Consider the following 7,638-nt stretch of genomic DNA (forward strand, 5'->3'; position numbering starts at 1 on the left):
TGTTTTTGCTGTCGTTCTTTGTCGTCAGCAGCAACTTTTACATAATACCATGTTCGTTGCCGTCTGTCAAGAACTTTTTTATTTTTCTTTTTGCTCTTCAGAACTCATTTCTTTCTGTTTCTTCAAGCGACAGCTTTAATATATTACCATACTGCCCTACTTTTTGTCAACAACTATTTTCAACTAATTTTCAACTGACTGCATAAATTAGAATTCCCAAATTCAACTCATCTCAATCAACTGTTTTATAGAAAAAGTTGCTATTTGAAGCGACAGCTTGATTAGATTATCACATTTTTATGTCATTTGTCAACAGCTTTTTTCATTTTCCACGATTTTTCTCGTATATTAATTTAAGAATATTCTGAAAACGGAGAGCAAAGGGGTCAGACCCCTCTGCTGCTCCGTCTACTAATTCGTTTCTCGCTTTCCGCTGATTGTCTGAGCGATAATGTTTCTCATAATATCCTCGCTCAATTGTCCGCTCAGATAACCAAATACCTTGCCTTCTTTTGTAATCATAAATGTAGTAGGATAAGACTGAATGCCGTATTGGTCGAATATGTTTCCGCCTTCATCCATCAGAACCGGATAGGTATACCCGTTCTCCTCCAGAAATTGTTTCACGCCATCTGCAGACTGTTCCTGTCCATATCCAGGAGCAGCAATTCCCAGTATCACAACCTCAGGATCTTCTTCCTTTTGGTATTCTTCATAGAGCTTTTGTATTTCCGGCATCTCTGCACGGCACGGCGGGCACCACGTCGCCCAGAAATTCAGGAAGACGGTCTTCCCTTTATAGTCAGAAAGCTTATGCACATTCCCATACTGATCCTTTAATTCAAAATCAATGGCATCCGGAAGTTCCGTAACGCTGCCCTGTTTTGAATCATCATTTTTATCTGTATTATCCTTTGTATTACTGTCATTATTTTGCGCTTTATCTTTTTTCTCTGCAGCATCACCCGCTGATTTTTCTTCATTTTCAGGTACCTGCTTTTCTGTCTTCGTATTATCCTGCTGCGCAGTCTGTACCTCTGAAAGATATCCCGTAATTGCATTCATTTTTCCAGTGAACATCATAAGACCCATTAATATCATGAGTACTCCGCCCACCTTCACTGTATATTTGACAACATTATTATGCTTTTTAAATAAATCCAGTAAAGTTGTACTGAAGATGCCTACTGCTAAAAACGGAAGTACGAATCCAAGGGTATATACGCCAATCAACGCAAATCCCCACAATTTCGTGCTTGCAGACGCTGACATTAGCAGGACGCTGGACAGAGCCGGGCCGACACAGGGTGTCCACGCAAAACTGAAGGTAAATCCCATGATCAGTGCGGTCCAAGGTGACATGGCCAGTTTATCCAAATGGAACGGCAGCCTGTGTTCCTGGCTTAAAGCCTTGGACTTTCCGAATACTCCCAGCTGATAGAATCCGAATACAACGATCAGAATGCCTCCGATCCGTGCAAACATACTCTGGCTGCCTTTGAAGAAGCTTCCAAGCACCGAGGCTCCAAATCCCAGCAGAAAGAAAGTGAAACTCACCCCAACCACAAAGAACAACGTATTTACCATAACTTTTTTTCTGCTGAAATATACTTTGCCATCTTCGCCGACCTTCCTTGTGCCTCCCGCCAGATATCCGATATAAAGCGGAATCAGCGGAAGCACACATGGTGAGAAGAAACTCAATAATCCCTGAACAAATACCGTAAGTATTGGTACGCTTATATCCAATGAAAATCCCATATCTTAATCTCCCTATTTTAAGTATTATTTACTATGCAATATCCGGGATCTGATGACACCGAAATATTCCATCTTTAGACACTGAATAAATCATTCAATGCTTCCCCCATAGTCGGATGTGTAAATATCATATTTTTCAGAACTGTATAGTCAAGTCCGACATCCATTGCCATTTTTATTAGATTTATCAATTCATGTGACTCCTCGCAGAAAAGATGTGCACCAAGTATTTTATTCGTGTCAGCATCAAGAACGGCTTTCAACAGTCCGTCCGGCTGTTCCAGTACCTGCGCCTTCGGAATTGCCGCTGCGGGAAGCTTTACTGTCTTTACACGATAGCCTGCTTCAACAGCTTCCTTTTCACTCATCCCAACTCTTGAGAAAGGCGGGTTTAGAAATACACTGTACGGCACCGCGCCTCGTTTGTCAAGTGTGTAACTGCCATCCCCAAGAACTTTTGAAGCCACAATCCGATAATCATCAAGTGAGATATAGGTAAACTGCAGTCCGCCGGTTACATCACCCATTGCAAAAATATTCGGTGCTGTTGTTGTCCTTGAATTGTCAGTTATGATGCCGCCCCTTTCATTCACATGTACGCCTGCAGCTTCCAGATTCAGTTCTTTTGTATTAGGCCTGCGCCCGGTTGCTACAAGAATCGCTTCTGCCGGAAGTATTTCTATGTCGTCTTTTGTTTTGATAACAACTTCTGCAAAACCTTCTTTTTGCTTAATTTCCTGAACCTGAACCTCCGTGAGTACCCTGGCCCCTCTATGATCAAGATTCTGTCTTACCATATCTGCGATCTCTGTATCTTCTCTCGGCAAAAATACCGAACCGTCCTGCAAAATCGTCACATCTACTCCAAAATCCGCATAAATCGAAGCGAATTCAACACCTATGTAACCACCGCCTATGATTACCAGGCGTTCGGGGAGCGTCTCCATATCCAGAAGAGATTCGCTGACGTAGACATACGGATTTCCCTGAATCCCCTGAATAGGTGGAATAAATGGTGAAGATCCTGTATTGATAAAAAACCGATCGCTTTCCAGCACCAGGACACCGTCTGCCCTTTGTACTTCCACTTTATGATCAGAAGTGAAACGAGCCGTTCCATCGATAATTGTTATATTGGGGTTCGTATCCAACTTCTTATAATTCTTCAATCTCAGCTTCTCTACAAGCTGTGTTTTTCTAGCCACAGCATTCGCATAAGCAATACTTTTTTCTATGCATCCACTGGCTGCAGCGCCGGCACTGTGAACCAGTGACTTCGTAGGTATACATCCTACATTAATGCAGGTTCCTCCGTACATCTTTGCCGACTTTTCGATCAGCGCCACCTTTCTTCCGGATTTCTCCAATGCACCCGCAATCGTTTTTCCGCCTTTTCCAAATCCAATAATTATATCATCATATTTCGTATTCATAGTTCCCTCCCGGAATCTGTATCTTTTATAGTTTCAGTTTATACTGTAACAATATCAGATACAGTTGGATCTGTCAATAGATTTTGCCAAAAAATCACAGCCCTTTTCAAATTTTAGGTTAAAAACTTAAAAAGGGCTGTGAAAATCACTTTAAGACCATATTTTGTTATGTTATTGAGGCATCATAAATTTCCTGAATGGATTCTGCAAGCATACTGTCAAATTCTGCCTGTGTCTGGTCAGCCCGCAGTCCCTGTGTAAGCGCACGTGAAAAACTCGCCACCACTCCTGGATTATCAGCTAGCAGTGTATTGGCCTCTTTTCTGCTGTATCCTCCGGAAAGAGCAACCACACGCACTACCCTCGGGTCTTCCAGTAGGTCACTGTAATAGCCGTTTTGCGTTGGAAGCGTTAGTTTAAACATGAGCCTGGTATCTTCCGGTACCCGATCCAGATGACGAAGCAGTTCTCTTTTCAGGATCTTCTCTGCTTGTTCTTTTTCCGGACTGTTGATATCGACTTCCGGCTCCAGAATCGGAATCAGTCCCCTTTTGACAATCAGCATGCCGACAGCAAACTGCTGTTCTACAATCTCACGTATACCATCCTCATTCGCGAGCTTGATCACAGAGCGCATCTTGGTTCCAAAGATATGCCTCTCTTTCGCCCTGCTCAGGAGTTCTTTCAGATTCGGAATCTGTTTCATGATCTGAACACCGGCTTCTTCCTTTTCCAGACCTTTGTCTACCTTCAGAATCGGCAGAATCCCTTTTTCCTCCAGCAGATAATCTGCGGTGTACTTTCCTTCCATTTTTCTGTCCATCGTATTCTCGAATAAAATAGCCGCCAGTATGTGTTCAGAAGTGAAGGCATTACTCGTAATAATTCTTGTCCGCATCTTATGTATCAGTTCGAACATCTCATCATCATTGTGATACTGCGACTCATCAATTCCATATAGTTTCAGAGCTTTTGGAGTGCTTCCGCCGCTCTGATCCAACGCCGCAATGAATCCATTACCTTCGTGCATCCTTTTTAATTGTACTTCGTTCATATTCCATACCTCCCATCCAACGAAGCCTTCACTTGAAACACATTAGTGTATTTTCATTGTACCACTTTTTCTCACAATTCTCATCATTTTTTATAAATTTCTGAATATTTTATTAGCATTATTTACTATTCACGGCTGTAAGCTGCACATAGTAACTTGCAATATTGCTCATGTTCCGCTAATATTAATTCAGAGCTGACACAGAAACAATTTGTATTTCAATCTATAACGTCAAATGAGAGGAGAATTCTAGATGGAGTTTGTGCATAATAAAAATCAAATCGCCGTATATACTCCGGATTATCTGGTAGCGGCAGAGGTCACCTTTCCTGAGATCGATGCCGGTACGGTTAATGTTAATCACACATATGTGGACGCTGTGCTGCAAGGGCAGGGCGTTGCTGGTAAACTCATGGAGGAACTGGTCTCTGAACTTCGTCAAAGCGGACAAAAGGCTGTTCTCACCTGCTCTTACGCAGTGAAGTGGTTTAAAAAACATCCGGAGTATATGGATGTTCTGAAAAAATAACCCGAACTCCCCGTCGCTTTAAACGTAAAAGTCCGTCGGAGCACATCGAATTCTCATCGATGAATCTCCGCCGGACATTTTTTCTTTTCTATTTTCAGTTTTTATCTTTTTTAATTAACAGTTTTTAATTCTTTTAAACCTCAATTTTATATCTCTATTTTAAATGAAATGCATTTTTAATTTCTTCAATCTGTTCTTCACTGATTGGAACCATATCCCCCAGATTCTTAGCATATACAAGCGCCTTTGCACTGTATTCCGCTACTTCCAGACGGTCAAATACATTGAGCAGGCTATCTCCCGTTACAGCTAAGCAGTCATTGCTAACCATTACAATCGGAGTGCTCTCATCAAACTTCTGAGCAGCCTTATCCGGATTCTGATAAAATTCTGAGTATTCCACTTTAGGTATATCCCTCATTAGAATATAACTTTCCGGTATAGATTTTGAATCTAAAGTTTCATCCGTAACGGCGTATGCCATGATATACGGTGGATGCGCAATGATAACGGAATTGATTTCCGGATGCTGCTTATAGATTTCATCATGTATCTTGATAGAGCGGCTCGGAACCTTCCCAGCTTCCCTCATATCTCTTTTGATACAGACAATATCTTCTACATCAATATATTTCCTGTCCACATTATAAGGGGATATCAGAAATCGCTCTTCATCCAGCCTTACAGAAAAGGATCCCTGAGTGGAGTTCACCAGCCCCTGGTCGTATGCACGATGAATGATGTTGCACATATCCCGTCTAGCAGCCTTCTCGCCGCTTGTGATAGTATTTCTTACGAATTCATCCATATTCAGATGATTCCTTGTATACTTAAGCTGAATCTCTTCTGCCTTTAAATATCTGGGCGTACCGATAATAGCTGCGTTGATCTGAAGCCGGGCACAAAAGTCCAGGTTCTCAAATGCTTTAAATGCATTAAACAGGCTGTCACTTCCAACTACTACACCATGGTTCTCTAAAACGGCAATGTCACATCCTTTGGCAAATTCCTTAGCAATCTTGTCCCCGAGATCCTGACTTCCCGGCAGTCCATATTCTGCCATAGTGATCCGGCCGCATCCCACAAAGGAGTTCGGACTCAGCAATGTATTCGGTATCCCTCTGACAATGCTGAAGGCAACCAATGCCGGTGGATGTGCATGCAGAACTGATTTTATATCACTTCTTGTTTTATAGATTTGCAAATGAAATGGGTATTCACTGGATGGTTTATGATTTCCTATAATAGTACCGTCATTTTTAATACATACGATATCATTTCTTGTCAAACTTCCTTTATCCACACTGCCCGGTGTAATCCACACATCTCCATTATCATCCAAAATGGACAGATTACCTCCAGATGTTGTGGTCATCCCATAATGATAGATACGGTCCATCATCATGACCAGCTGGTCTGCAGGATGTAATAAATTTATATTCATATAATCATTCCTCCTTCATTGAAATGTTTTTTCTTGACTGGTTATATATTCATTATATTGGTTTTATGTGGTTTTGTCAATATATTAATGTGGTTTTTATTTGTTTTATTCGATTTTAAATTAGATTACAACATGAGCGTACTGGCTGCAGCCCTTCTTTCCCTCATGCTTACAGGGCTGCACACTTTGCACTCCGCCGCGATACTGTTTTTTGTCTAGTACATCGTAATATAAGCATATCACAAAAAATGGCAGATAGTCCCGCTTGACCATCTGCCATTACATTCTTTCGTGATTTATCCCCCACCTATAGAAGTCTGATTATTCCTGCATGTATTTTGCTTTTAATTCATTCACCATCTCTGCATAAGCGCTGCTCTGCATCTGCTGAAGCATACTCGTCTTAATGGACTCCTTCACCTCGCTTAAAGGAGCTATTGACGCATCTTCTTTCCCTTCCACTTTGATCAGATGATAGCCAAACTGACTCTCTACCGGTCCGACTATATGCCCCGCCTCAGCAGCAAACGCTGCATCTTCAAATTCTTTTACCATCTGGCCTCTTCCGAATTTACCCAAATCTCCGCCGTTCTCTTTTGATGGACAGATGGAATTCTCTCTGGCAGCATCCTCAAAACTCTTTTCTCCGCTTGTTATAGACTCTAATATAGAGCTGCACTTTTCCTCTGAATCTGTGAGAATATGTTTTGCATTTACCATCTCGCCCTTGGTAAACTGCTGCATATTAGCTTCATAATATGCGGCCACTTCCTCATCAGATATAGTAATGTCTTTCATAATCTCTTCCATTGCCATCTGTGCAAGGATATCTCTCTTTGCATTCACAAGAAACTTCTCATATTTCTCAGTCTGATCCAGCTTCAGGTCGCTCCCCATTTTCGCAAACAAATGCAGTGCAATCAACTGCTCCAAACACTGCTGTCTGAACTGAGGATTGGATATGTACGCCTGACGGTCTCTCGGAACGTTGAGCAAAAATGCATCAAACTCTTCCTGTGTAATCTCTTCTCCTGCAACAACTGCTAATACTTCCTGACTCATATGTATATTCTCCTTTTTATATAGTATGTCCATTATAGTTTGATTTCATAAAACATGCAAGGGGGTCAGACCCTTTTGCTCATTGTTTTCAGAATATTCTAAAATCAATAAATTTTAAGAGAACAAATACTGTCAACATAACTTAGGGATTATGATTTATGTAAAAAAAACGATACCTTCTGGTACCGTCTCCTCATTCCATATGTATATACCTTCAAAACTGCATACAAAGAATTAAATACATCCATGATCCTATCACCTTGCTTGGTTATGCCCTCGACCTATTAGTAACAGTCAGCTCCATATGTTGCCATACTTCCACCTCTGTCCTATCTACCTCGTCGTCTTCAAGGGG

General features: G+C 41.4%; 6 protein-coding genes and 1 rRNA gene. 1 reads left to right on the top strand and 6 read right to left on the bottom strand.

The window, feature by feature from the left end; all coding sequences use genetic code 11:
- Positions 1-411: 411 nt before the first annotated feature.
- From ARB69_RS25140 to ARB69_RS25150, 3 genes are all read right to left on the bottom strand, one after another.
- Positions 412-1,761, bottom strand: a complete 1,350-nt coding sequence (locus ARB69_RS25140) for a cytochrome c biogenesis protein/redoxin (protein WP_055155366.1) — start codon at positions 1,759-1,761, stop codon at positions 412-414.
- A 74-nt stretch (positions 1,762-1,835) separates the two neighbouring features.
- A complete protein-coding gene (locus ARB69_RS25145; RefSeq protein ID WP_055155367.1) occupies positions 1,836-3,194 on the bottom strand; it encodes an FAD-dependent oxidoreductase in 1,359 nt (452 codons plus the stop codon).
- Positions 3,195-3,360: 166 nt separating this feature from the next.
- Positions 3,361-4,248, bottom strand: coding sequence for a fructose bisphosphate aldolase (locus tag ARB69_RS25150; protein WP_055155368.1), 888 nt, complete (start codon positions 4,246-4,248; stop codon positions 3,361-3,363).
- A gap of 253 nt (positions 4,249-4,501) precedes the next feature.
- Here ARB69_RS25150 and ARB69_RS25155 point away from each other — a divergent pair, with 253 nt between their 5' ends.
- Entirely contained in the window at positions 4,502-4,777 is a 276-nt protein-coding gene (locus tag ARB69_RS25155) for a GNAT family N-acetyltransferase (protein WP_055155369.1), read from the top strand.
- Positions 4,778-4,931: 154 nt separating this feature from the next.
- Here the strand turns inward: ARB69_RS25155 and ARB69_RS25160 are convergent, their stop codons facing one another.
- The 3 genes from ARB69_RS25160 to ARB69_RS25170 all read right to left on the bottom strand — a co-directional run.
- Positions 4,932-6,221, bottom strand: a complete 1,290-nt coding sequence (locus ARB69_RS25160) for a class II aldolase/adducin family protein (protein ID WP_050638637.1) — start codon at positions 6,219-6,221, stop codon at positions 4,932-4,934.
- Positions 6,222-6,542: 321 nt separating this feature from the next.
- Positions 6,543-7,283: a peptidylprolyl isomerase gene (locus ARB69_RS25165; RefSeq protein ID WP_050638636.1), complete on the bottom strand. Its 741-nt coding sequence runs from the start codon at positions 7,281-7,283 to the stop codon at positions 6,543-6,545.
- A gap of 264 nt (positions 7,284-7,547) precedes the next feature.
- Positions 7,548-7,638, bottom strand: a 23S ribosomal RNA gene (locus tag ARB69_RS25170); the annotation flags it as partial.

The sequence above is a fragment of the Faecalicatena contorta genome, from assembly GCF_001404335.1.
Taxonomy (GTDB): Bacteria; Bacillota; Clostridia; order Lachnospirales; family Lachnospiraceae; genus Faecalicatena; species Faecalicatena contortus_B.